Source organism: Butyricicoccus faecihominis (genome assembly GCF_014648015.1).
Classification (GTDB): domain Bacteria; phylum Bacillota; class Clostridia; order Oscillospirales; family Butyricicoccaceae; genus Agathobaculum; species Agathobaculum butyriciproducens.
The window spans coordinates 1-24,417 of the sequence record NZ_BMQH01000005.1 but is presented as its reverse complement, the minus strand read 5'-3'; the positions used below and the strand labels follow the sequence as shown (position 1 = coordinate 24,417).

Here is a 24,417-nt window from a genome sequence, read left to right as displayed (position 1 = left end):
AGGAAATTTAACGATATGAGTGAAGAAATCGAAATCAAGGACGAAGTGCTCGACCTGAAGGTTACCGAGACCTATGATGAAAATCAGATTCAGGTACTCGAAGGCTTAGAGGCTGTCCGCAAACGCCCGGGTATGTACATCGGCTCTACCTCGGCACGCGGTCTGCACCATCTGGTGTACGAAATCGTCGATAACTCGATCGACGAGGCGCTGGCAGGCTACTGCACGCACATCGAAGTTACGATTGAAAAGGGCGATATCATCCGCGTTGCCGATAACGGCCGTGGTATTCCCTGCGGTATTCACCCGCAGATGGGCATCCCAACGCTCGAGGTTGTACTCACCGTCCTGCACGCAGGCGGCAAGTTCGACGGCTCCGGCTACAAGGTATCCGGCGGTCTGCACGGCGTTGGCTCGTCCGTTGTAAACGCGCTGTCCGACTGGCTGGAGGCCGAGGTACGCGATGGCCATACCAAGCACTACATGCGCTTTGAGCGCGGTGTAACAACCGTCAAGATGCGTGATACGCCGTGCGAGAGCGAAACCGGCACGACCATTCGTTTCCATGCGGACCCGGAGATCTTTGAGACGACCATCTACGAGTACGATGTGCTCGAAAAGCGTCTGCGCGAGCAGGCGTTCCTCAACGCAGGTCTGAAAATCACGCTGCGCGATGAGCGTGACGATGAGCCGGTCGAGGAGGTCATGCATTATGAGGGCGGTATCCGTCAGTTCGTGGAGCACCTCAACCGCACGAAGACGCCGCTGCACGATCAGGTGATCTACATGGAGGGCAGCCGCGATACCTCGATGGCCGAGGTTGCCATGCAGTACACCGACAGCTACAGCGAGCTGATGCTGTCCTTCGCAAACAATATCAACACCACCGAGGGCGGCACGCACGAGACCGGCTTTAAGGCTGCTCTTACCCGTGTACTCAACGATTACGGCAAGAAATACAAGCTGCTCAAGGACGATGAGTCCTTCAAGGGCGAGGACGCGCGCGAGGGTCTGACTGCGATCATCTCGGTCAAGCTGCAGGAAGCGCAGTTCGAGGGCCAGACCAAGACCAAGCTGGGCAACAGCGAAATGCGTGCGCTGGTGGACGCGATGGTTTCCGAGAAGCTGATGACCTTCTTTGAAGAGAACCCGCAGGTGGCCCGCACCATTATCGAAAAGGCGCAGACCGCCGCGCGTGCCCGCGAGGCCGCAAAAAAGGCGCGTGAGATGACTCGCCGCAAATCCGCACTGGATTCCGCTTCTCTGCCGGGCAAGCTGGCGGACTGCATCGAAAAGGACCCGACCTACACCGAAATCTACATCGTCGAGGGTGATTCCGCAGGCGGCTCCGCCAAGGAAGGCCGTGACCGCCGCCATCAGGCGATCCTGCCGCTGTGGGGCAAGATGCTGAACGTTGAAAAGGCACGTCTCGACCGCGTTTACGGCAACGACAAGCTCACTCCGATGATCACCGCATTCGGCGCGGGCTTCGGTGATGATTTTGACCTCGCAAAGCTGCGTTACGGCAAGATCATCCTGATGGCCGATGCCGATGTGGACGGCAGCCATATCCGCACCCTGCTGCTGACATTCTTCTTCCGCTTCATGCGTCCGCTGATCGAGCACGGCCATGTGTTCATCGCACAGCCGCCGCTGTTCAAGAACGAAAAGGGCAAGGATGTCCGCTACACCTACACCGAGGAGCAGCAGCGCGACTGCATCGCTGAAATGGGCGACAGCGTGCGCGTACAGCGCTACAAGGGCCTCGGCGAGATGGATCCGCAGCAGCTGTGGGAGACCACCATGGACCCGGAGCATCGTACACTGCTGCAGGTTACGATGGAGGACGCGGCAGCCGCCGATGAAACCTTTGCGCTCCTGATGGGCGAAAAGGTAGAACCCAGACGCGAATTTATCGAGCGAAATGCAAAATATGTAATGAATTTGGACGTATAAGGGAGAAAACTATGCTGTTTTTTGAAAATGATTACGGTTATGGCGCACACCCCAAGGTTTTAGAACATCTGGCACAGACGAATATGGAGCCGGTTTCCGGCTACGGCAACGATAAATTTACCGCTTCGGCGGCAGAAAAGATTAAAGCAGCGGCGGACTGTCCGGACGCTCAGGTGTATTTCCTGACCGGCGGCACACAGACCAACATGGTCGTCATTGATACGCTGCTCCGTCCGTATGAGGGCGTTGTAGCGTCCTCCTGCGGTCATGTGAACACGCATGAAGCCGGCGCCATCGAGTCCACCGGACACAAGGTGCTGACCGTTCCGCATAAGAACGGCAAGCTGGATGCGGACGATCTCCGTGAATATGTTCAGACCTTTTATGCGGACGCAAGCCACGACCACATGGTATTTCCGGGCATGGTTTACATTTCACATCCGTCCGAATACGGCACGCTTTACACGAGAAACGAGCTGGAGCGCATTTCTGCCGTGTGCAGAGAGTTTTCCATGCCGCTGTTTCTGGACGGCGCACGCCTCGGCTACGGCCTTACGGCGGACACCGATGTGACGCTGCAGGACATTGCCAAGCTGACTGATGTGTTCTACATCGGCGGCACCAAGTGCGGCGCGCTCTGCGGCGAGGCGGTTGTGTTCACGCACGGCAATATGCCGAAACAGTTCGTCACGATGGTCAAGCGCCGCGGCGCAATGATCGCCAAGGGCCGTCTGAACGCGCTGCAGTTCGACGCCCTGTTTACCGACGGTCTGTACGAGAAAATCTGCGCACCGGCGGTCAAACTCGCCATCAAGCTGCGGGACGGTCTCAAAGCAAAGGGATACCGTTTTGCACTGGAATCCCCGACAAACCAGCAGTTCATCATTGTAGAAAACAGCAGACTGCCCGAGCTGCAAAGCAAGGTAGTTTACAGCTTTATAGAGAAATATGACGCGGAGCATACGGTCATCCGTCTGGCGACCAGCTGGGCCACGACCGAGGAGCAGGTAGACGAGCTGCTCAGTATCCTCTAAGCGATAAAAACAGTCGTTTTCGGCTGAAAGCCAACACTTTTGGAGGCAAAATTAAAATATGAGTCAAGAATACGAACAGCAGAAAATCATGCAGGTCGATCTCGAACGCGAGATGAAGAAAAGCTACATCGACTATGCAATGAGTGTTATTGTCGGCCGTGCGCTGCCTGATGTGCGCGACGGCTTAAAGCCGGTACACCGCCGCATCCTGTACGCGATGTACGAGGACGGCCTGACCTCGGACAAGCCCTACCGCAAGTCGGCAACGACCGTCGGTAATGTGCTCGGCCGGTATCATCCGCACGGCGACGCATCGGTTTACGACGCGATGGTGCGTATGGCGCAGCCATTCTCGCTGCACTATCCGCTGATTGACGGTCACGGCAACTTCGGTTCCGTGGACGGCGACCCTCCGGCAGCATACCGTTATACCGAGGCCCGCATGGCCAAGCTGGCGAACTACATGCTGGCGGATATCAAGAAAAACACGGTCGATTTCCAGCCGAACTTCGATGAGGAGCGCCAGGAGCCGGTCGTACTGCCCTCCCGCTTCCCCAACCTGCTGGTAAACGGCTCGTCCGGTATCGCGGTCGGCATGGCGACCAACATCCCGCCGCATAACCTCGCGGAGGTCATCGACGGCACCTGCTATGTCATCGACCATCCCGAGGCGGAGATGGACGAGATCTGCCAGTTCATCAAGGGCCCGGACTTCCCGACCGGCGGCGTGATCATGGGCCGCAGCGGCATCCGTGCTGCCTACGCGACCGGCCGCGGCAAGATCAAGGTCCGCGCTAAGACCGAGATTGTTGACCTGCCGAACGGCAAGAGCCAGATTATCATCACCGAGATTCCGTACATGGTCAACAAGGCGCGTCTGGTCGAGTCCATGGCAAATCTCGTCAAGGATAAGCGCGTGGAGGGTATCACGAATATCCAGGACCATTCCTCGCGTGAAGGCATGCAGATTGTGGTCGATATCCGCCGTGACGCGAACGCGCAGGTCATCCTCAATCAGCTGTTCACCTACTCTCAGCTTGAGGATACCATTTCGATGATTCACATCGCGCTCGTGCCGGGTGCGGGCGGCAAGCTGCAGCCGCGTGTGCTGACGCTGCGCCAGATTCTCGATCAGTATATCGGTTTCCAGAAGGACGTTGTCGAGCGCCGCACGCGTTTTGATCTCAAGAAGGCGCGCGACCGTGCACACATTCTGGAAGGTCTCAAGGTCGCAACCGACAATATCGACCGTATTATTGCCATCATCCGCGCTTCCAGAAACGAAGCTGAAGCCAAGGAAAACCTGATGGCAGAGCCGTTCTGGATTGATCAGATTGCGTTGCTCGGCATCGTGGACGGCTCGGAGCACTTCGAGTTCCACCTCGACGAGCCGCAGGCGCAGGCCATCGTAGATATGCGTCTGGGCCGCCTGTCCGGTCTGGAGCAGGAGAAGATCAACGACGAGTATAAGGATCTCGAGAGCCGCATTGCGGGCTTTGAGGAAATTCTGTCGTGCGATGCGAATATTCTTGCTGTTGTCAAGCAGGAGCTGCAGGAAATCAAGCAGAAGTACGGCGATGAGCGACATACCCGCATCGAAAATGTAGCAGATGAGATTGACATTGAGGATCTCATAGAGCAGCAGGACTGCGCCTATACCCTCACCCACTTCGGCTATATCAAGCGCCAGCCGACCTCGGTTTACCGCGCACAGCGCCGCGGCGGCCGCGGTGTTTCCGCAATGAGCACCCGTGAGGAGGACTTCGCAAAGGATATCTTCACCGCGTCCACGCATGACACCATCCTGTTCTTCTCGGATCGCGGCAAGGTTTACAAGCTGAAGGGCTACCAGATTCCGGAGACCGGACGCTCGGCAAAGGGTATGAACATTGTAAACCTGCTGGAGCTGGAAAGCGGTGAAAAAATCACCGCAATGTTCCCGATTCAGGAGTTTGCAGATGATAAGTTCCTGTTCTTCGTCACCCGTCAGGGTATTGCAAAGCGTATCGTGCTGAGCGACCTGCAGAACATCCGCCGCGCGGGTCTGCGTGCGCTCAACCTCAACGAGGATGACGCACTGGTTGACGTTCGCCTGACCGACGGCGAGCAGAACATCCTAATTGCCACCCACGAGGGCAAGGCCATCTGCTTTGACGAGAACGAGGTTCGTGCAATGGGCCGTGTGGCTACCGGCGTGCGCGGCATCAAGCTGGCTGAGGGCGATTACGTTATCGGCGCGGCGCGTGCCCGCAAGGACGCATATGTGCTCTCCATTACCGAGAACGGCTACGGCAAGCGCACCCCGGTCGAGGAGTTCACCGTGCATCATCGCGGCGGCGGCGGCATGATGCTGCATAACCTGACCGAAAAGACCGGTCTGGTGGCAGGCATCGCGGTTGTAGACAGCGAAAACGACGTTATGATCATCACCGATGACGGCGTTATCATCCGTACCGGCGTTGAGGAGATCCGCGAATGCGGCCGCGGCTCGCAGGGCGTTATCGTAATGCGCACCGGTGAGGACGTGAAGGTTATCTCGATTGCCCGCACGGACAAGGAGGAGGAAGACCCGGCAGAAGCCGAGGAAGAAACCTCTGAATCCGCTGAAAACGCAGAGTCCACCGAAGCAGCTGAAGAATAAACAGCAAAAGACGAGTCCGTTTGAACTCGTCTTTTTGTACCTGAAAAACAGAAAAACCGCCTGTAAAGGCGGTTTTTTGACTTATACAGTTTTACGCGGTAGCGACTGCAGTATCCTCGACCTGCTCGTAAACGATGCTGATGATAGACAGCACCACGGTAGCGGTAGCGATGCAGATATGCTGCAGATCGTCGTTGATGCCATGCGGCTTAGTCGAAGTGCGGTAAGCCTCGTGCATCGTGGAAATGCGGTTCACGAGTGTGTCCACGGTCGTGGGCGGAATGATGGGACTTGCCCATTTCTCAAACTTATCTTCGGTCATACGGCGGCGAATTACCAGTGCAACGCGCTTTTCATAAACATAATGTGCGAGCAGATTGTGCTCGTAGATATCGTCGTTGTGCGGGTAGGTGAAAAAGTCGGTCATGTAGTGGCAGATTTCGCCGAGATCGACCGACAGCTCGCGTCCGTTGGTACGCCCGATGGTATACTTGTGCGTAAAAGTGCGGATTTTTTCCATCACCTCATCCATCATAATGGACGGGTTATGGCGTTTGGTGAGGTAAGTACCGGTCAGATCCGGTTTCAGATTGCCGTAAATAAAGCCGCTCTGATCAAAGGTCACGCCGCAGGTCTGCTCAACGTAATCCATCAGCAGATTTGCAACGCGAATGTGGGATACGGAATCCATTTATCAGTCCTCCAAGACGGAACATATGTTAATGCTAACAGTAAATATTAAATTAACAATTTCTTAACACCCGAAAAGCATCCTCTCCGCTTTTCACGATTAAAGCTAGTATAGCACACTTTTTGCACATTGTCTCGCTTTTTTGAAAATTGTAACGCAAACAACACAGAATGTTAACAATTTTGCGGATTATCACAATTTAAGTTGCATTAAATTGGTTATCTTGCCCGGTATTGCTCGCTCTTGAATTTGATTTTGCCCTCAAGTGCCTTGCGCAGACGTGCACACATGGCTTCCCTGTCCTGATTGAGCGTGCCCGCCAGATTAACGTAGTTAGACGCGTGATTTGCACGGAAAACACTGCCCTCGGAGTCGATATGCTCGAGCAGGATGAGGGTTTCGTGCGCGATTTCAATCGGGTTCATCAGGTAGAAACGGCCCTCCTGCCAGTCGCGCATGAGCGGTGTCGGCAGCTCAAACAGCAGGGTCAGCAGGCCGATGTACTCTGGCTTCATGCGGGAGAGTGCTCCTGCGGTCTTGATGGCGTGCTCCTCGCTCAGCTCCAGCGAGCCGAGACCCGCAATGCAGGTAACGGACAGCTTCATGCCGGCTTCCTTGACCATCAAACCCGCACGAACGATCTCATCGGCGGTTTCGCCCTTGTTGATGCGGCGCAGTACCTCATCCGAGCCGGATTCCAGACCCAGATAGATCATCTCCAGACCTAAATCGTGCAGCATGTTCAAATCTTCCTGCTTTTTGCACAGAATGGACGCTGGAGAGCCATAGCTGGTAACGCGCTCACACTCCGGAAATACCTTCTTGATGTAGCGCAGGATTTCTGCCATGTGCTCGGGACGGCACATCAGCGCATCACCGTCTGCCAGAAAAATACGGCCGACACGGCGGTACATGCGGCGTGCCTCGTCAAAATCTGCCTTGACCTCCTCCAGCTTGCGTACGCGGAAACGCTTTTCCTTGTACATATCGCAGAAGGTGCACTTGTTGTGGCTGCAGCCGATGGTGACCTGCACAATTAGGCTGTATGCCTCAGAGGGCGGACGAAAAACTCTGCCTTCGTATTCAATCATGGGTAAAAACTCCTTATTTTAGCTATTTGGATAAACAAAACGGACGGAGTATTCCGTCCGTTTGCTGGTAACATTGGGTTAGTCCTCTTCGGCTTCCGGCTCTTCCTCGGCCTCAGCCTGCGGCTCCTCAGCCGCCGGTTCAGCTGCCTTGGGCGCATCGTCAAATGCGTCCTGATATACCGAAGTATCCGCACACTCCTCTGCGCATGCGCAGGAGGCACAGTCGGACTCGGCACGCATCATTTCCTCCAACTCATCCATGGCCTTCAGTTCAGCCTCGTGGTAAACTTCCTCTTCACGCTTTTTCTGAAGCATGACAAGCGCTGCGGTAGCACCGGCTGCACAGGCAAGGCTGGTCAGCAGCAGACCTGCTTTCACCTTGGTAGAATTTTTCACGGTATCCACTCCCTCTCAAATGATGCGGAACTATTGTCATAATAAAAATCAATTAAACAAAATACAGCGTAAATGCCGATTAAGTGCTTTGCCTATACTTTACCATACGGACGGAGCAAAGTCAATGCTAACGGCACATTTAGCCGAGCTCATAGGCGCGCTTAATGCATTTATCGCAGGCTTCTGACACGATTCCGTACAGATCGCGGTCCTCAAGCACCTTCATGCCCTCAATGGTGGTGCCGCCGGGCGAGCACACCGCGCGGATCAGCTCTGCCGGCGTCTTATCGCGGCGCAGCAGCATTTTGGCCGAGCCGATCATGGTCTGACAGATGAGCGTCAGCGCGTCGTCCTCGTTGATACCATGCTGCTTCGCACTCTGCACGAACGCGTCCGCGTAGGCATACAGGTACGCCGGAGCCGAACCGGCATACGGAATGACCTCGTTGAGCATGTTCTCCTGCTCAAACGTGACGGTAACGCCCATGGTGTTGAACAGTTCGCAGAGTTCGGACAGATGCTTGTCGGTTGCGGCCGCATTCTTAACCAGCTGGGTTGCGCCCTCGCCGAGCATAAGCGGCGTGTTCGGCATTACGCGGATCATCGCGGTGTCCGCGCCGAGTGCACCCTCCAGCTTGGCGAAGGTCACGCCTGCGGCAATGGATACGACAAGCGGCTTCTCCCCTTCATATTTCGCCAGATTCGGCAGGATTTCGTCGAAATTCTGCGGCTTGACGGCCAGCAGCACGATCTCGCTTTCTGTGTAGACCTCGGTATAGTCACCCGTGACGGCGTAGCCCTTGGCTGCATGAGCGGCGCGTTTTTCCTCGCTGCGGTTGAACATCAGCACCTGCTCAGGCGCAAAACGGCCTGCGCGCACTGCGCCTTCCGCGATGGCGGTACCCATGTTGCCGGCACCGAGAACACCGAATTTGTATTTTTTCATGTCAATACACCTCATTTATGGTTTATTTTCATATATGCTTAAATGATAGAAAGCAGCCCGTTCTGCGAAAGGAATGCTGCCGTTTCTTTCAAATTATGGCAGATAAAACAATCATATCTGATAAAAGATATTATAGCACAATGGACTTTTCCTGCAAACAGCTTGTGAAAAACTTTCGGATATGGTACAATAAAAATACTTTTATTTCATTATGGCTGTCATTTCGGACAGGCTAAAAGATATTGTATGTAAGGGAGTAAAACACAAAACATGGAACAAAAAAAGAGAAGCAGCTTCTCCAGCCGAATTGGTTTCGTGCTGGCGGCGGCAGGCTCGGCGGTAGGTCTGGGCAACCTTTGGCGATTCCCCTATCTGGCGGCACGGTACGGCGGCGGTATTTTCCTGCTGGTGTATCTCATTCTCGCGCTGACGTTCGGCTTTTCGCTGATGATTACCGAGATTGCCATCGGACGAAAGACCCGTCTGTCCTGTATCGGTGCGTACAAGGCGCTTGATAAGCGGTTCGGATTCCTCGGCTGGCTGGCGGCGTTCGTGCCGTTCATCATCACGCCGTATTACTGTGTTATCGGCGGATGGGTTATGAAATACCTGTTCACCTTTATCAGCGGCAACGCACTTGAGGCGGCCGACAACGGCGGATTTTTCAGCAATTTCATTGGCTACGATGCGGGTTCGCTGTCCTCGACGATTTTCAGCTTCAACGGACCGACCCCGTGGTTCATCCTGTTCGTGCTGGCGACCACCATTGTCGTTATCTTCGGTGTTGAGAAGGGCATCGAGAAGGCAAGCCGTATCATGATGCCGATTCTCGCCATTCTGGCGGTCGTTATCGCAATCTACTCGCTGACCATTCCGGGTGCACTGCAGGGCCTGAAATATTATATTCTGCCCGATTTCTCGCAGTTTTCGGTATCTACCGTGCTTGGCGCGATGGGACAGATGTTCTACTCGATGTCGCTGGCAATGGGTATTATGATCACCTACGGCTCCTATATGCAGAAGGAAAATTTGCTTGAGCACTCTGTCACCCAGATTGAGATTTTCGACACGCTGTTCGCGTTTGTGGCCGGTCTGATGATCATTCCGGCGGTTATCGCGTTTAACGGCGGCGATCCGTCTCAGGTAAACAGCGGTCCGGGTTTGATGTTCATCACTCTGCCGATGGTATTCGACTCCATGAAGTTTGGCACCATTATCGGCGCAGTATTCTTCCTGCTCGTGCTGTTTGCGGCGCTGACCTCCTCCATTTCGCTGATGGAAACACTGGTTTCCGTGCTGATGGACAAGGCACACATGAAGCGCAAGACGGCTACCATCGCTATTACGGCAAGCTGCCTGATCATTGGCATGCTGTCCTGTCTCGGCTATGGTCCGTGGGCAACGATCACCATTATCGGTATGCAGTTCCTCGATTTCTTTGACTTTATCTCCAATTCCGTGCTCATGCCGATCGTGGCGCTGCTCACCTGCATCCTGATTGGTCATGTAGTCGGCACCAAGGTCATCGCAGACGAGGTAAAGGAAGGTGCCGGTTCGTTCCACCGCGAAAAGCTGCACCGCGTTATGGTGCGCTGGGTGGCTCCGGTGATGTTGGCAGCGATCCTAGCCTCCGAGTTGGCAACCAAGGTATTCCACCTTTTCACTATCTAAAGGCAACACCGCACAATTAAAGCCGCGGCTCCTTGCGTAGGCTCCGGTCGCGCTGCTGCGGCGCTTTGCGGAAATTTTGCGCCCTGATTTTGGCCTCGGTTCCTTGCGCGAGTTCCGTCCGCGCTGCCGAGATTTCTTGCAATACGGCAAGTATTGCTGCAAATTCACGCCTCATCAGTACGCAAAATTTGATCGCAAATCGCTCTTGTTCAATTATGCGGTATTGCCTAACACTCTCACAGGAGAAAACCAATGAAAACTGTAACCATTTACACAGATGGCGCGTGCTCGGGCAATCCGGGTCCCGGCGGCTGGGGTGCAATCCTGCAGTACGGCAAGGCAGAAAAGGAGCTTTCCGGCTCCGAGCCGTCCACCACGAACAACCGTATGGAGCTGCTCGGTGTAATTACCGCCCTCGAGACACTCAAGGAGCCGTGCTCGGTCGATCTGTATTCGGACAGCAAATATGTTGTTGACGGCATTACCAAGGGCTGGGCCAAGGGCTGGCGTGCGCGCGGCTGGGTTAAAAGCGATAAGAAACCCGCAAAAAATCCGGAACTCTGGGGTCGTCTGCTCGATTTGCTGGATAAACACGAGGTGCGGTTCCATTGGGTCAAGGGTCACGCGGATAATCCATATAACAACCGCTGTGACGAGCTTGCCGTCGGTGAGTATCAGAAGTATAAGTAAAAGCAACACCTTCTTCACATTTGGTGAGGAAGGTGTTATTTTTTGCGTAAAAAGGTCTCTTTTACGCCGATATAGAGTAAAACCACGCCGAAAGCACGCCGCAGCAGGTCGGTGTCCACTCTTGCGACAAGCAGCGCCGAAAGCACTGAGGTCACCACGCCTGCCGGTACGCAGCATTTAACCGCTTCCCTTTCGATGAGTCCGTTTTTGCAGTGTGAAATCAGCGCTGCAGGCGCACACGAGAGAAAATACAGCAGGTTGATGCCGCCCGCCTGATACTGCCCTGTCCCTTCAAAAAGTGTCAGATACAGCAGCAAAAGTGAGCCGCCGCCAATGCCAAAGCCGCTTAAAATACCGGTCAGCAGACCGATTGCGACCGCAAGTACCGCGCTCACAGCAGCAGGACGGCACGGATGCCGCCATAGAGAATCAGCACGCCGAATGCACGGCGCAGCCAGTCCGCCTTTACCCTGCCGAATAGCTTTCCGGCCAGCACGCCGCCTGCCGCGCCGCCGAGCAGATACGGCACCGCCTGCCCAATCGGCAGACCGCCCTTTAGCCAGTAAATGACCGCCGAGACCGCACACAGCGGGAAAATTACCGCGACTGAGGTCGCAAACGCGCGCTTCTGCTCCATGCCGCACCAGGAAATCAGCAGCGGTACAAGAAATAACCCGCCGCCTGCCCCGAAAAATCCGTTTGCTGCACCGGAAAGAGCACCTGTGACCGCATATTTCACTGAAATTTTCATAAAAGAAACCCTCCGGTGACAGTTTGCACCGAAGGGCTTGTTTTTATGTGTATTATTTGTCGGCTTCGCGCTCGCGTTCCTCTTCTTTTTTGAGCTTCTGCTCGTTGGCGTAAACACGGTTCTGCAGACGGCACAGTTCCTGTGCAAGCGGGTCCGGCAGGTTGATCTGGTCGAGCGCATACGCCGGAGACGGACCGACACGCTGACCGGCAATCTTGACGACGCGCGCTTTGATGCCGACAACCGTGGAATCCGGCGGAACCTCCTGCAGTACGACGGCATTCGCGCCGATACGGCTGTTGTCACCCACCTTGAACGGTCCGAGAACCTTCGCGCCGGTCGAAATGAGCACGTTGTTGCCGATGGTCGGATGACGCTTGCCGGTGTCGTGACCGGTACCGCCGAGCGTTACACCGTGGTAAATCGTGCAGTCGTCGCCAATCTCAGCGGTTTCACCGATAACGATGCCCATGCCGTGGTCAATAAACAGGCGTTTGCCGATCTTGGCACCCGGGTGGATCTCAATACCGGTCATATGCCGCGCAAACTGCGACAGCGCACGCGCAAGAAAGAAATGCTTGTGTTTGTACAGCCAGTGCGCCTGACGGTGGTAAAACAGGGCATGAAAGCCCTGATAGAGCAAAACAACTTCCAGTGTGGTGCGTGCTGCCGGGTCACGGTCCCGGATCGAGCGTGCATCCTCGAGCAATCCCTTAAAAATCATAGTATCCCTTCCAAACTTTAGGGGTATAAAGCAGTATATGCAATCGGAAGATAAAAGGTTCCGATTGCCGTTTATGATACTTGCATAAACGAACGATAGTATCATTATAGACTCTTTTCGGTGAAAATTCAAACACTACGTTGAATTCCGTGAAAAAAGTGGTATAATGTAAGAAGATTATGCTGAACGAGGTACGAAAATTATGAAAATTACTGTCATGGGACTGGGTTATATCGGCCTGCCGACGGCGATCACGCTGGCTGAGGCCGGTTTTGAGGTCTGCGGCTTTGACGTAAACAAAAATACCATCGAGACCCTGCAGGGCGGTCATATCCATATTGTAGAGCCGGGTCTGCAGGAAGCCTTTGAAAAGGCTGTTGCACACGGTCATCTGCATTTTTCCGAAGAGCTTGGCAAGTCCGATGTATTCTATATTTCGGTTCCGACGCCGTTTTTTAAGGACGAGAACGGCAGCCACAAGGCTGATTTGCGCTTTGTAGAGTCTGCAGGCCGTATGGCAGGCAAGGTGCTCGAGCCGTCCAATCTGGTCATTCTGGAGTCCACCGTGCCGCCGCACACCTCCGAGATGCTCGCGCGTGTACTGAGCGAGGAATCCGGCATTCCGATGAATGAGATTCACGTTGCACATTGTCCGGAACGCGTTATCCCGGGCAACATGATGTACGAGCTGAAGAACAATGATCGCATCGTCGGCGCCCGCACGCCGGAGGCTGCTGAAATGGCGGCATCCATCTACGAGAAGGTGCTTGAGAAGGGTGTCGTTCACAAGACCGACGACCTGACCGCCGAAATGTGCAAGCTGACCGAGAATACCTTCCGTGATGTCAATATCGCTTACGCAAACGAGCTGTCCGTTATCTGCGACAAGATGGGCATTGACGTATTTGAGCTGATCAAGCTGGCAAACTGCCATCCGCGCGTTAACATCCTGACCCCGGGTGTCGGCGTTGGCGGCCACTGCATCGCAGTTGACCCGTGGTTTATCTACGAGCAGTTCCCGGCGGAGGCTAAGGTTATCCTTGCGGCACGCGAGCGCAACGAGAACAAGCCGCACTTCGTCGCTGACAAGGTTGTAGCAAAGATGAAGAAGGTAACCGACACGGTCGGCGTGCTTGGCTTGTCCTACAAGCCGGACGTTGACGATCTGCGTGAGTCGCCGTCCATCGAGCTGTGCCACATCCTGCAGGAAAAGGGCGTAAAGGTTATTGCGTGCGAGCCATTCGCCAAGGGCACTGAGGTGCAGAACATCCCGAACGTATCGTTCGAGGAGGTTCTCAAGGCAGATTATCTGGTCATCACACTCGGTCACACACTGTTCAAGGAGAACAAAGACAAGATCGCAGAGAAGCCGTACTTCGACTGCGTTGGTCTGATGGAATAATTTCGCAAATAACAGAAAGCCGCCTGTCTGGGCGGCTTTCTGTTGTTTGAAGTAGGAATTAGTCGTTAGAAATGAGTGATTATGGGCGTTCTGCCGCTGAATTCCGGTTCATATAATGCGGAACAGGGGAGAGGTGGGATGCCGATGGACGATATCTTACAGGTAAATGAGCGGCTGCGCGGCCTGATATGGGGCGCGCCCATGCTGATTCTGCTGCTCGGCACCGGATTGTACTTCACGGCGGTGACCGGAGTTTTTCAGGTGCGGTACTGCATGCTCTGGCTGCGGAAAACACTGTTTTCCTGCTTTACCGGTGCTGCAAGACGGACAAGCGGCGGCGTTTCTCCGTTTGCGGCCATGTGCACTGCGCTTGCCGCGACGGTCGGCACGGGCAACATCGCCGGTGTGGCAACCGCGCTGACGCTCGGCGGTCCGGGCGCGGTATTCTGGCTGTGGGTAAGCGCATTTGTCGGCATGATGACCGCGTTCGCGGAGAACACGCTCGGCATGCTCTACCGTGAAAAGGGAAGCGACGGCAGCTGGCGCGGAGGAGCCATGCTGTACCTGAAAAACGGTCTGCGCAGTCCACTATTGGCGGGAGCCTTTGCGCTGTTCTGCGTGCTGGCCTCGTTCGGTATCGGCAACATGAGTCAGTGCAACTCAATCGCGCAGGGACTTTACAGTTCGTTCGGCATACCGAGCGGGATCGTCGGCACGGTGACTGCGGTTTTGCTCGGCGCGGTGCTGCTCGGCGGCCTCAAACGGCTGTCCCGCGTGACGGAAACGCTCGTACCGTTCATGGCGCTGTTCTACATGGGCGGTGCGGTCGTTGTACTGTGGGTGCATCGGGCGGCGCTGCCGCAGGCGTTCGCGCAGATTTGCTCGATGGCATTCGATATGCGGGCGGGCACAGGCGGCGCGCTCGGCTACGGCATGATGCAGGCCGTCCGGGCGGGTGTGTCGCGCGGCGTATTTTCAAATGAAGCCGGACTGGGCTCGTCCGTCATGGTGCATGCCGCCGCAGACGCAAGGGAGCCGTGTGAACAGGGGATGTGGGCGGTGTTTGAGGTGTTCTTCGACACGATTGTGATGTGCAGCGTCACCGCGTTCGTCATTCTCACGAGCGGGGTATATGACGTAAGCCGCTACGCGCTCGCGTCCGGCACGCCTTTGCTTTCTCAGCTGACAACCGGTGCACAGATTACAGCAGAGGCGTTCTCCACCGTATTCGGACGGTTCGGCGGAGGCTTCGTTGCGGTGTCGCTCGCGCTGTTTGCATTCTCGACCCTGCTCGGCTGGTCGTATTACGGGCAGCGTGCAGCGGCCTATTTGATGGGGGAGCGGGTAATTCCGGTCTACAAGGCGGCTTTTCTTCTAGCGGCGGTAGCGGGCTGCATGATGCGGCTTGAGCCGGTGTGGGCGCTCAGCGACACGTTCAACGGCCTGATGGCGCTGCCTAATCTGGCGGGCGTGTTGGCACTTCGGCGGCAGGTGATTGCGGAATGGTGTCGCTATAAACACGATTTATGACGTTAAACCATTGCAAGTTGCACAAAAATATCCTTTCGGACGGAAAAAACAGGATTAGCACTTGTAAATCCGGTTAAATCCATATAAAATAGAATGGAATTGCGGACACGATTTGTCTGTGTATAAGGGGGAAATAAGGAATGGACGTTACGGCAACTGTTTGGACACTGCTGCCGCCGATCATCGCAATCGCGCTTGCGCTGATCACGAAGGAGGTTTACTCCTCGCTGATGATCGGTATTCTTTCGGGTGCGCTGCTCTATACGGGCTTCCATCCGCTGAAAGCCGTCGAAACGACTTTCACCATCATGGGCAGTAAATTGGGAGATAATATCAATATTTGTATCTTCCTTGTATTGCTCGGTATTCTGGTTTCACTGATCACAAAATCGGGCGCGTCACGCGCATACGGTGAGTGGGCGGTCAAAACCATTCGCAGCCGGCGCGGCGCGTCGTTTGCGACCTCGTTCCTCGGAATGTTCATTTTCGTGGACGATTACTTCAACTGCCTCACTGTCGGCACGGTCATGCGCCCGGTGACGGACAAGTACAGCATTTCCCGGGCAAAGCTGGCGTACATCATCGATGCAACGGCGGCTCCGGTCTGCATCATCGCGCCGATCTCCTCGTGGGCGGCTGCAGTCGGCTCGTCCCTGCCGGAATCGAGCACGCTGGACGGCTTCTCGCTGTTCCTCAAGACCATCCCATTGAACCTGTACGCGCTGCTGACGCTCGCGTTCCTCATCTGGCTGATGGCTGCTGATTTCGACTTCGGCCCGATGAAAAAGTACGAGCTCGCGCATAAGGATGACGATCTCTCCCTGATTGAGGAGACCCACGTTGTAGCCGGCTCGGGCAAGGTTTACGACCTGATCCTGCCGATCAGCGTACTGATCGTGCTCTGCATTGCAGGCATGCTGTACACCGGCGGCATTCTGGACGGCGCAAACGTTGTTGAGGCGTTCGCAAACTGCGATTCTTCCACCGCACTGGTGCTCGGCTCGTTCTTTACGCTGCTGTTCACCTTTGTGCTGTACATTCCGCGCAAGGTGCTGTCCTTCGGTCAGTTCTGCGAGGCGTTTACCGAGGGCTTCAAGGCAATGGTTCCGGCCATCCTCATCCTGACGCTCGCGTGGACGCTGTCCGGTGTGTGCCGCGACGAGTACCTCAACATCGGCGGCTTCGTATCCTCTGTGGTGAATGCGGAATCCACCATCGGTATGTTCATGCCGGCGGTATTCTTCCTCATCGCGCTTGGTCTGGCCTTTGCGACCGGTACCTCCTGGGGCACGTTTAGCATCCTGATTCCGATTGCTATTGCGGTATTTGGCGATGCACCGTCCACCATGCTGGTCATGACCGTGGCAGCCTGCCTGTCCGGTGCGGTCTGCGGCGACCACATTTCGCCTATCTCGGATACGACCATCCTCGCATCCGCGGGTGCACAGTGCAACCATATTGATCACGTTTCCACGCAGATGCCGTACGCGCTGATGATCGCGGCGATGAGCTTTGTCGGCTTCCTCGTCGGCGGTGTGACCGGAAACGGCATTCTGGCGCTTGGCGTAGGTGCGGTACTGCTGGTGCTCACTATTGCGGTTATTACCGCACGTCAGAAGAAAAAGGCGTAACAACGTAAATCAAAGTCGTAAAATTATGCTCTCCCTTCGGGGAGAGCATAAAATTGCAAAAAAACCATTTTATCCGGTCAAAACCGGATAAGCAGACTCCCGAAAGAAGGTATCCCGTTTGACCACTGACCTTACCGTCGGAAAAACGTCACAGAAGCTGTTCTGGTTCTCGATTCCGCTGCTGCTCAGCGTCGCGTTCCAGCAGCTGTACCAGATGGCTGACTCCATCATCGTAGGCCGTTTTGCCGAAACTGTAGAAGCCGGTGAGCTGGCGCTGGCCGCTGTCGGCGCCAGCTACCCGATCACGCAGCTGTTTGTTGCGGTCGCAACCGGTATCAACATCGGTACCGGTGTGCTCGTCTCGCAGCTGTTCGGCGCAAAGCGCTATCTGCGCATGAAGACCGCCATCTCGACCGCACTGCTCACCACCACGGCGGTAGCACTGCTGCTGACGCTGATCGGCGCTGTCGGCACGACGGGCATTATGAATGCGCTGTCCACGCCGGAGAATATCTTTGCGGACGGCTCACTGTATCTGCGCGTGTATGTGTTCGGTCTGCTGTTCCTGTTTATCTATAACGTGTGTACGGGTATCTTCAATGCCATGGGCGACAGCCGAACGCCGCTGATCCTGCTTGTGCTGTCCTCGGTCGGCAATGTCATTCTGGATATGGTATTTGTTGCTGGTCTGCACTGGGGCGTTGCAGGCGTTGCATGGGCGACGTTTATTGCGCAGGGCGCGTCCGGTATTCTGGCGTTTGTGCTGCTGCTGCGCCGTGTGCGCTCGTTTGATACGGGCAACCATTTCGTGCTGTTCGCGCCCGAAATGCTGCGCCGCCTGACCAACTACGCCGTGCCGTCTATCGCACAGCAGAGCTTCGTATCGGTCGGCAATGTTGTCATCCAGTATTACATCAACCTGTGCGGTGCGACCGTCATCGCGGGCTTCTCGGCGGCAAACCGCGTCAACCAGTTTGCGCTGACCTGCTGCATGTCGTTTGCTTCGGGTCTGTCGAGCTACGTTGCGCAGAATATCGGCGCCCGCAAGATGGACCGCATCGGTCCGGGTCTCAAATGGGGTGCGGTGTATTCGCTCGGCCTGTCCGTGGTGTTTATGGCGATCTATCTGCCGTTTGCGAATAAGATCATCAGCCTGTTCGTTCCGGCGGGCAGTGCCTCCGGTGTTATCGATGTCGCACGAGGCTACCTGTTCACGGTTGTGCCGTTTTATCTGGTCGTATGCACCAAGTTCGTATGCGACAGCGTGCTGCGCGGCGCCGGCGCAATGCGTCCGTTCATGGTAACGACGTTCTCCGACCTGATTATCCGCGTGGTGCTGTCCATTGCACTGTTCTATGTGGTCGGCAACGAGCACGGTATCTGGCTTAGCTGGCCGATTGGCTGGTTCCTCGGCTCGGGTCTGTCGGTGTTCTTCTATAAGTCCGGCGCATGGAAAAAGAATCTGCCTACATTCTAACCGGCCGTAAAATTGTAAATGAAAGGGTTTCCCATCGGGAAACCTTTTTTCATGCCTGTTTATTAAGAATCTGCATAACGACACGGCTGACAATTTCTCGCTTTAGGGCAGGGCCTTTTTGCATTTCGTTCCCGCAAAACTGCATTTCGTGAAAAAGACGTTCCGGATGATCGAAAATCTGCTATGGTATAAGCACAGCAGATAATACGGAAGAAGCGGACAGCACCGTCGAGTAACGGCTTCGATACCGGCTGATGAATTGCAGGGTCGCAGCTTCCGCAATATGAAGAACAACTCCTCATAATTGAGATACCCCGCCGGATGGAAAGCGAGTATAATTCCATTCGGCGGGGTACTGTTTTGCACGGAAAAAACGAGGCGCGCATGCCGTTCACAGGAATGGTGGGTTTTGAAATTGCGTGATGATTGCGGCTCTGTGTGATATGATGGAGAAAAACAGCAGGAGGTGTTTGGGTGAGGATACTTTTTATTTGCCACGGCAACATATGCCGCAGTCCGATGGCAGAATATATCATGAAGGAACTGGTAAAGCGAGAGGACGTCGCGGATGACTGGGAGATTGAATCGGCGGCTGTCAGCCGTGAGGAGATCGGCAATCCGGTGTATCCGCCGGCGCGGCGCAAGCTGCTTGAGCAGGGAATCCCGTGCGGCCATCATGCGGCGCGGCAGATGACACGCGCGGATTATGACCGATTTGATCTGCTGATTGGCATGGACCGGTCGAATCTGCGCACCATGCAGCGCATTTGCGGCGGCGATCCGGACGGCAAGCTGCATTTGCTGCTGGATTTTACCGACCGACAGGGCGAAGAGGTCGCTGACCCGTGGTATACCGGCGATTTTGATGTTGTATGGGAGGATTTACTGGAAGGGTGTCAGGCGCTGCTGAGGGAATATAGGTAAGAAAAAAGGAAACCCGAGAGGGTTTCCTTTTTTGCGGGTTAGATTATTCAGTAAAAGAAACGGTAGGTTTACCAGAACTGTAGTCAGGAATGGTAACAGTGAGATTAATATTAGTAGTACCATCGGAGATTACCAGTTTGCTGGTTGTAGAAGTAAACATCCCATATGGGATTTTGAGAGAGATACGATCATCTTCTACATAATAAGCACCGCCGCCATCGAGGTTATAGATAGAATCGGTCTTTTGATATACCGAATCATTAACAGTAACCGTTAAACCATCTTGCGCCAGCCACGTTGCTGCACCGGAGAAGGTGAGCGTGCAGTACATATTGCTTCCTTTGCTGATCGTCGGCAGCTTAGTCGGCGCTGTTACCGTAGAGCCGCTGGAACCGGAATTACTCGAATCACCGGAACTACTCGAATCACCAACCGTCAGCGTATACTCTACATCAGTATAGCCATCTGCGGTGAGTTTGATTTTATAGTCACCGGCATTGGCAAACAGGCTAACGGGCAGATCGAGAACATCGTATGCAGACGTACTATAAGTGGTATTGGTTGCAGCCGGACGGAAGTTGTTGTCCGCAAGGCTGCTGCTGGAATAGCCGCGGGTCAAAACAGTATCGTTCACCTTGACCTGATTTACTTTAGCCAGATATGTTGTGAGGTCAGATGCATTCAGACCGGTGAAGCTGAGACGATAGTAGGAATACGTTCCCGTATAACTGGTATCGGTTTTCTTTTTAGCGCCGGAAACCGTCGGTGCGGATTTTGCAGCTTCCGCAGGTTTTGCATTAACCGTAAACTTTGCCGTCAGCGGCTCACCATAGTACTTTGCCGAAATAGCAACCGTATGCTCACCGGACGGTACGTTATACAGAGAGATGGTTTTGTTATCCTTGCCGATTACATAATAAGCCATTTCGGAACCGTAACCGTAATATCCGTAAGTACCGATGTCCGTTTTGTCATCCAGCTTAACAGATGCCAGATTCTTGAGGAAATCACCGTTCGAGCCATCTACCGTGAATACGACGACCGGCTTGCCCGATTCGGTAGTCTCGGCAACCGACAGAGAAAGGTTTTTCTCTAGCTGCTTTGCAACGGTCAGCGTCAGGCGCACCTTCTGGAAGGTATCGACCTGCAGCGTCAGCGCGTTATCGCCCAGCTTGAGCTGGTTTGCCGGAATGGTGATGGTGTTCTTCTCGGTGTCGATGGAGTATGCATCCTTGCTCAGCGCCGAGGTGGTGTTGAGGTAAAGCTGGCTGTCGGCATTCTCTTTCAGTTTTTCCAGATATGCCGCTGCCTTGCTGCCGGAAACGAGCAGAACTGCGTCCTCGCCCTCATTTACTTCGTTGATGGACTGGTAGCTTGTCTGACCGTCCTCGGTCACTTCCTTGACCAGAGTCAGGTCAGGAGCTGCGGAAGAGGAAGCCTCGCTGAACGAAGTCGTTTCGCCGAGCAGATTATCCTCCAGCACCTTCTTTACCGCATACGGACGGTTGCGTGTGGTTTCTGCGTTCTCAGAGGTGACATACTCCGCAAAGGTGAGCAGCTTGTCCTCGGTGCGCGCGGTGTTTGCGGCATCGAAGAAGCCTGCGCTGGTGTAAACCTTATCTGCGCCTTCATAATAAACCGCGTCATGGAGCATATTGTCCCAGCGCTCGGAGATAGCGGCTGCATTGGCGTTGTCCAGACCCAGCTTTTCCACGATCTTCGCGTTGGTCAGCAGGTCGGCGCTGAATACCAGATTTGCGTTCATGGTGTTGCTGCCGCCTTCAGAACCGGAATCCGAGGAGGCACCGCCGCCGCTGGTCGCTGCGGAAAGCGCGTCTACGCCTGCCGCTGCGGCACGCGCCGCCGGAGAAACCGACTGCTTATCTGCACCGTAGGCATAGAAGGTCTGGGAGAACGACTTGAAGCCGTTCGCGTAGATGGTCAGCGTATACTTTCCGCTGTGCGTCAGATGGTTGGTAGTATCGTTATACAGCACGAAGGTATCGCCGATGAGATACCAGTCGTCAAACTTATTGAGCACCTGTACCTCGGAATCGCCCGCATACTGCAGTTCTACGCGGTAAATCGGCTGGGTGATGCCGTACAGCATATCCTTCACCGTAAAATGCGTGTTCACGCCGCTGTATGCGCCGGTATCGCTCAGCACCAGAGACGGCGTTTTCTCGTTTACCACATGGATCGGGAACAGCTCGGCATTGCCGTTCGATACCACGCGCAGCTTGTAGCGACCGTTCGAGAAGAAGTTCGACTGACCGAGTGGGACAGTGATGCACGCAACGGTAGCGCCGTCAACACCGTGCGGCAGCGCCTTGTTGAGGCTCCACTTCAAATTGCTATTGAGCACGCTGTTACTTTCATCGTCCTGCACGAGTACAACGCTCGTAATGCCGTCCACAAACGCCTTTTCCGCGTCGGTGCCGTTGGCATAGTTGAACATAAGCTGTACCTCGCCGGAAACATGATAGAGATTATCGTCGGATTCGCTTAGAACGGCGTCCGGAGAGTAGAAACGTACCGAATTGGAGGCAGTTTTCAGGTCAATGGTTGTGTGGGTCGGATTATAGCGTACCTTACCGGCGGCGTCCTTGTTGGTCTGGTGATAATCCCAGACGTAAACCGGACCGTTTGCAAGGAAGTAGTAATCGACTGGTACACCGGAAACGGTCGGCTTTACCGTGTTCTTGCCGCCGAGGCTGACGGTCTGGGTCTTGCCGGTGGTCTTATTGGTAACGGTCAGCGTGCTCGGGTCGAGTACGGTGGACTGCCACTTGACAATGCTGCCGTCGGTGGAAACCTTGGAGCAGCCGGCGTTGATTTCGGTGCCGTCAACGGTCAGCGTGCAGTTATCCAGCGTGTTGCCGTCCTCAAAGCGGATAACAACGAACTGACCCAGTGCGCCGAGCTGAACGGTGTTCATGTCGATGAGCTTGGTCTGCTCGGGTACGACCAGACTCTGCTGTGCAACCGAACCACCAGAGGAAGAGCCGCCGGAAGAGGAGCCGCCGCCGGAGGACGAACTGCCGCTGGAAGAGGAACCACCACCGGAAGCTGCCGCGCCGACCGTCTCGGTTTTGCCTGCGGCAACCGATTTATTGCCTGCCTTGACGCCGGAAACGCCGTTTGCGGCAGTAACCTTGGTGCCGGAGGTAGAAACGGTGACGTTATCGGCGTTCGCCTGCACCGCGCCGACCTTGCCCGAGCCGGTGATCTTTGCACCGTCGGCAACAACGGTGATGCTGTCAACCGAGCCGGAAACCGCAATGTCGGTATTGGCGATAATGCCCTTGCCGGCCTTGGTGTCCTTAAAGGTTACACCGCTTTCGCCGCCGCGCAGTACAATGCGGCCGGTGACAGTAACACCCGTCAGGTCGATTCTGCTGATGCCGTCTGCAATGATGAGGTCGCCGTTGATGGTCTTGCCGGACAGGGAAACGCCGTTTTCACGCACAATAACGCTGCCGTCCACCGTGGCAGACAGAGAATCGTCTGCATCGGCGTAGGTGCTGGCCATCTCACTGATGACCTTGGCGAATTCTGCACGGGTGATGCTGTTTTTCGGGTTCAGCTTACCATTTGCACCGTTGACATAGCCGTTTTCAATCAATGCAGCTACACTGCTCCGTGCCCATGCAGAGACAGAAGCACCATCGGTGTAATTGTTCAGAACGGACGTATCGCCGCTTTCAAGTGCAAATGCACGCGCGAGGACAACAAAAGCCTCTTCACGGGTGATCGGCGCTTCGGGATTCAGTTTGCCGTTTGCACCCTGAAATGTGCGCATGGCAACGGCCAGTTTGAGATCGTTGTAATACCATGCAGAAGTGTTTGCATCGCTGTAAACCGACAGGTCAGCTGTTTTGCGAGCGGCAAAGGCACGGTTGACGATAGCAGCCATCTGGGCACGGATCAGCAGGCCGGAGCTGTTAATCTGGCCGTTTGAGCCGTTCAGCAGGCCGTTCTGTACAGCGCTGCGCAGGCCGGCTGCGGACCAGTCGGTTGGGAAATCGGTAAAATCTTCAGGCGAGGCAGCGAATGCATTCGCTGGCAGGAGCATAGCTCCGGCCAAAAGCATCGCAAGGGTACGTTTTTTGTTCAAGTATATTTTCCTCCTTGTTGTTAGACTGGGCTAACCATACCGGTAAAAAATTTCCTTTCCATAGGAAAGGAGCGTGATCACAATGAGTTATCATACACTAACTCATAAGTAGGTAATAAAATATCATAAAGATTTTGTGGTGTCAAATCCTGATATTTACAGGAAAGAACGGCCGTATCATATAAACAACACAAAAAGTACACAAAATCCTGCAATGAGTTAGGAGAAACTAACTCTGGATGTGATTTTTGATAAAGGAAAAATTTTTTGTATGTGCGATACATATTGTTTACAGCGGAAAAGGCACAAAGCAGCACATAATTTCTGTGGAAATGATAAAAATACGGTATAGAAGTTAACAATATGCGATAAAGATTACAACTGAATATTGAAATATCATAGGGAAGATGGTGCGCTGCATTATTTTCCGTGCTTGTCGGCGTACAGCGGCAGGTGATGTTTTATTTTCAGGGCATTTGTACAGGGGAGACATATTTATATAGGTATGTATAGAGTGTACAAATTTCCTGTAAAATATTTTTTGAAAAAGTTGAAGAAAAGTGTTGACATTAGGCGTATACTGCGGTATACTAAATAAGCTATTGATGAGCAGTTAAGAACAACGAAAAGTTGTGAAAACCCTTTGAAAACAGCAGATTGTACCTTGTAAATTAAACAACGATGTGCTTAAACTTTTGTTCAAAAGAACGAAGGTTGTAGTGCGAACCTGAAATTTCGAGAGTTT

Annotated in this window: 18 protein-coding genes; 10 read left to right on the top strand and 8 right to left on the bottom strand. The window is 54.3% G+C overall.

The window, feature by feature from the left end; genetic code table 11:
• Positions 1 to 15: 15 nt before the first annotated feature.
• The 3 genes from gyrB to gyrA are packed head-to-tail and all read left to right on the top strand — an operon-like array spanning position 16 to position 5,631.
• On the top strand, positions 16 to 1,956 hold the full coding sequence (gene gyrB / locus IEY11_RS06000) for a DNA topoisomerase (ATP-hydrolyzing) subunit B (protein ID WP_188886074.1): 1,941 nt from the start codon (positions 16 to 18) through the stop codon (positions 1,954 to 1,956).
• Positions 1,957 to 1,967: 11 nt separating this feature from the next.
• On the top strand, positions 1,968 to 2,990 hold the full coding sequence (locus IEY11_RS05995; RefSeq protein ID WP_117491174.1) for a threonine aldolase family protein: 1,023 nt from the start codon (positions 1,968 to 1,970) through the stop codon (positions 2,988 to 2,990).
• Positions 2,991 to 3,048: 58 nt separating this feature from the next.
• On the top strand, positions 3,049 to 5,631 hold the full coding sequence (gene gyrA / locus IEY11_RS05990; protein WP_188886073.1) for a DNA gyrase subunit A: 2,583 nt from the start codon (positions 3,049 to 3,051) through the stop codon (positions 5,629 to 5,631).
• A 91-nt stretch (positions 5,632 to 5,722) separates the two neighbouring features.
• Here gyrA and IEY11_RS05985 read toward each other — a convergent pair whose 3' ends face one another.
• The 4 genes from IEY11_RS05985 to proC all read right to left on the bottom strand — a co-directional run bounded on the left by IEY11_RS05985 (position 5,723) and on the right by proC (position 8,755).
• On the bottom strand, positions 5,723 to 6,322 hold the full coding sequence (locus tag IEY11_RS05985) for a zinc dependent phospholipase C family protein (RefSeq protein ID WP_118360546.1): 600 nt from the start codon (positions 6,320 to 6,322) through the stop codon (positions 5,723 to 5,725).
• Between the two features lie 218 nt (positions 6,323 to 6,540).
• Complete coding sequence (locus tag IEY11_RS05980) at positions 6,541 to 7,410, bottom strand: radical SAM protein (protein ID WP_407926646.1); 870 nt, start codon at positions 7,408 to 7,410, stop codon at positions 6,541 to 6,543.
• Positions 7,411 to 7,491: 81 nt separating this feature from the next.
• Entirely contained in the window at positions 7,492 to 7,809 is a 318-nt protein-coding gene (locus IEY11_RS05975) for a hypothetical protein (protein WP_117750626.1), read from the bottom strand.
• 139 nt (positions 7,810 to 7,948) lie between these two features.
• Positions 7,949 to 8,755, bottom strand: a complete 807-nt coding sequence (proC, locus tag IEY11_RS05970; protein ID WP_188886072.1) for a pyrroline-5-carboxylate reductase — start codon at positions 8,753 to 8,755, stop codon at positions 7,949 to 7,951.
• 270 nt (positions 8,756 to 9,025) lie between these two features.
• Here proC and IEY11_RS05965 point away from each other — a divergent pair, with 270 nt between their 5' ends.
• Both IEY11_RS05965 and rnhA read left to right on the top strand, forming a co-directional pair.
• Complete coding sequence (locus tag IEY11_RS05965; protein ID WP_188886071.1) at positions 9,026 to 10,426, top strand: sodium-dependent transporter; 1,401 nt, start codon at positions 9,026 to 9,028, stop codon at positions 10,424 to 10,426.
• A 252-nt stretch (positions 10,427 to 10,678) separates the two neighbouring features.
• On the top strand, positions 10,679 to 11,116 hold the full coding sequence (rnhA, locus tag IEY11_RS05960; RefSeq protein ID WP_110435770.1) for a ribonuclease HI: 438 nt from the start codon (positions 10,679 to 10,681) through the stop codon (positions 11,114 to 11,116).
• Positions 11,117 to 11,151: 35 nt separating this feature from the next.
• Here rnhA and IEY11_RS05955 read toward each other — a convergent pair whose 3' ends face one another.
• Genes IEY11_RS05955 through epsC form a run of 3 tightly spaced genes read right to left on the bottom strand, consistent with a single transcriptional unit; the run spans position 11,152 to position 12,696 of the window.
• Positions 11,152 to 11,511, bottom strand: coding sequence for a sulfite exporter TauE/SafE family protein (locus IEY11_RS05955; protein WP_188886070.1), 360 nt, complete (start codon positions 11,509 to 11,511; stop codon positions 11,152 to 11,154).
• Complete coding sequence (locus IEY11_RS05950; RefSeq protein WP_118360541.1) at positions 11,508 to 11,867, bottom strand: sulfite exporter TauE/SafE family protein; 360 nt, start codon at positions 11,865 to 11,867, stop codon at positions 11,508 to 11,510. The genes IEY11_RS05955 and IEY11_RS05950 overlap by 4 nt, the downstream gene beginning before the upstream one ends.
• 52 nt (positions 11,868 to 11,919) lie before the next feature.
• Complete coding sequence (gene epsC, locus IEY11_RS05945; RefSeq protein WP_118761402.1) at positions 11,920 to 12,696, bottom strand: serine O-acetyltransferase EpsC; 777 nt, start codon at positions 12,694 to 12,696, stop codon at positions 11,920 to 11,922.
• Positions 12,697 to 12,793: 97 nt separating this feature from the next.
• On the opposite strand from epsC, the gene IEY11_RS05940 reads away from it, so the two are divergent.
• The 5 genes from IEY11_RS05940 to IEY11_RS05920 all read left to right on the top strand — a co-directional run bounded on the left by IEY11_RS05940 (position 12,794) and on the right by IEY11_RS05920 (position 19,555).
• Positions 12,794 to 13,993 (top strand): nucleotide sugar dehydrogenase, encoded by a 1,200-nt coding sequence (locus tag IEY11_RS05940; protein WP_118729268.1) that lies wholly within the window; start codon positions 12,794 to 12,796, stop codon positions 13,991 to 13,993.
• Positions 13,994 to 14,137: 144 nt separating this feature from the next.
• Complete coding sequence (locus IEY11_RS05935) at positions 14,138 to 15,523, top strand: alanine/glycine:cation symporter family protein (protein WP_188886069.1); 1,386 nt, start codon at positions 14,138 to 14,140, stop codon at positions 15,521 to 15,523.
• Between the two features lie 140 nt (positions 15,524 to 15,663).
• Positions 15,664 to 17,154 carry a Na+/H+ antiporter NhaC family protein gene (locus IEY11_RS05930; protein ID WP_118360538.1) on the top strand — a complete coding sequence of 497 codons (1,491 nt, stop codon included), beginning with the start codon at positions 15,664 to 15,666 and terminating at the stop codon, positions 17,152 to 17,154.
• 118 nt (positions 17,155 to 17,272) lie between these two features.
• Positions 17,273 to 18,631, top strand: a complete 1,359-nt coding sequence (locus tag IEY11_RS05925) for an MATE family efflux transporter (protein WP_118646646.1) — start codon at positions 17,273 to 17,275, stop codon at positions 18,629 to 18,631.
• A gap of 474 nt (positions 18,632 to 19,105) precedes the next feature.
• The gene (locus IEY11_RS05920) at positions 19,106 to 19,555 is read left to right on the top strand and encodes a low molecular weight protein-tyrosine-phosphatase (RefSeq protein ID WP_119214723.1); all 450 of its coding nucleotides are present in this window, start codon (positions 19,106 to 19,108) and stop codon (positions 19,553 to 19,555) included.
• Between the two features lie 43 nt (positions 19,556 to 19,598).
• Here the strand turns inward: IEY11_RS05920 and IEY11_RS05915 are convergent, their stop codons facing one another.
• Complete coding sequence (locus tag IEY11_RS05915) at positions 19,599 to 23,672, bottom strand: S-layer homology domain-containing protein (RefSeq protein WP_188886068.1); 4,074 nt, start codon at positions 23,670 to 23,672, stop codon at positions 19,599 to 19,601.
• Positions 23,673 to 24,417: the final 745 nt, after the last annotated feature.

Coding starts and splice junctions, on each gene's coding strand:
- IEY11_RS05985 (WP_118360546.1), bottom strand. CDS start 6,322: ATGGATTCCGTATCCCACATTCGCGTTGCAAATCTGCTGATGGATTAC.
- IEY11_RS05950 (WP_118360541.1), bottom strand. CDS start 11,867: ATGAAAATTTCAGTGAAATATGCGGTCACAGGTGCTCTTTCCGGTGCA.
- IEY11_RS05940 (WP_118729268.1), top strand. CDS start 12,794: ATGAAAATTACTGTCATGGGACTGGGTTATATCGGCCTGCCGACGGCG.
- epsC (WP_118761402.1), bottom strand. CDS start 12,696: ATGATACTATCGTTCGTTTATGCAAGTATCATAAACGGCAATCGGAAC.
- IEY11_RS05995 (WP_117491174.1), top strand. CDS start 1,968: ATGCTGTTTTTTGAAAATGATTACGGTTATGGCGCACACCCCAAGGTT.
- rnhA (WP_110435770.1), top strand. CDS start 10,679: ATGAAAACTGTAACCATTTACACAGATGGCGCGTGCTCGGGCAATCCG.
- proC (WP_188886072.1), bottom strand. CDS start 8,755: ATGAAAAAATACAAATTCGGTGTTCTCGGTGCCGGCAACATGGGTACC.
- IEY11_RS05935 (WP_188886069.1), top strand. CDS start 14,138: ATGGACGATATCTTACAGGTAAATGAGCGGCTGCGCGGCCTGATATGG.
- IEY11_RS05965 (WP_188886071.1), top strand. CDS start 9,026: ATGGAACAAAAAAAGAGAAGCAGCTTCTCCAGCCGAATTGGTTTCGTG.
- IEY11_RS05930 (WP_118360538.1), top strand. CDS start 15,664: ATGGACGTTACGGCAACTGTTTGGACACTGCTGCCGCCGATCATCGCA.
- gyrB (WP_188886074.1), top strand. CDS start 16: ATGAGTGAAGAAATCGAAATCAAGGACGAAGTGCTCGACCTGAAGGTT.
- gyrA (WP_188886073.1), top strand. CDS start 3,049: ATGAGTCAAGAATACGAACAGCAGAAAATCATGCAGGTCGATCTCGAA.